The following is a 657-nucleotide window of genomic DNA, read 5'->3' as shown; positions in this document are numbered from 1 at the left end:
CCAAATTTGAAGATCAAAGAAGCTGAGTGTTGGAAGAAGTTTGAATAATCTGTAGACTGATTGGTTACCCAGTTATACTGAGATTCTATATTGATACCAAAGTTCTTTACGATCCAAAAGTTAATCCCTACTCCTCCGTTTAATACAAACATGTTGTCTTTTCCGGTAAACTTACCTCTTAATACATGTTCTTTTTCCGGGTTGTAGTCATTGTCGTACGATACATATGGATGATTCTCATCTATTTTTATTCCATCGTATGAATATTTATGATAATTAGCGCCTACGCGTACATAAGGATCTAACCATTTCATCGTTCTGGACTCACTCAACGGGGAATATCGTAGACCTAATCCTGCCAATACGAAGAATTCATCTTGAATATTCATTCTTTTATTGTCTACTTCTCCTAAAGACACTTGCATGTCTACTGCCCAGTTTTTCGCAATGCTTCTTGCTACCGTTAATTTGGATAATGGAAAGGTAAAGCTGTAGTCTTTTGTATCAAAGTACCCGTCAAAGACTCCTCGTACTGATGTATAGTCTACTGCATGTGATCCAATTCCTATATACCACTTATCTGTAGTATTCTGCGCGAATACAGTCGATGCTATCATACTAGCCGCTACTGTAACTAACAAATTGAACTTTTTCATA

1 protein-coding gene is annotated in these 657 nt (G+C 36.7%); it reads right to left on the bottom strand.

All coding sequences use genetic code 11. The features are described 5' to 3' along the window. The coding region (locus ETU08_RS00480) for an outer membrane beta-barrel protein (protein WP_185145243.1) at nucleotides 1-641 on the bottom strand (641 nt) is incomplete at its 3' end. Between the last annotated feature and the right edge of the window lie 16 nt (nucleotides 642-657).

This window comes from Apibacter muscae, assembly GCF_007845635.1.
GTDB lineage: Bacteria > Bacteroidota > Bacteroidia > Flavobacteriales > Weeksellaceae > Apibacter > Apibacter muscae.
Note: the sequence above shows the minus strand (reverse complement) of the source record. Positions and strands in the feature narration are given on the sequence as shown.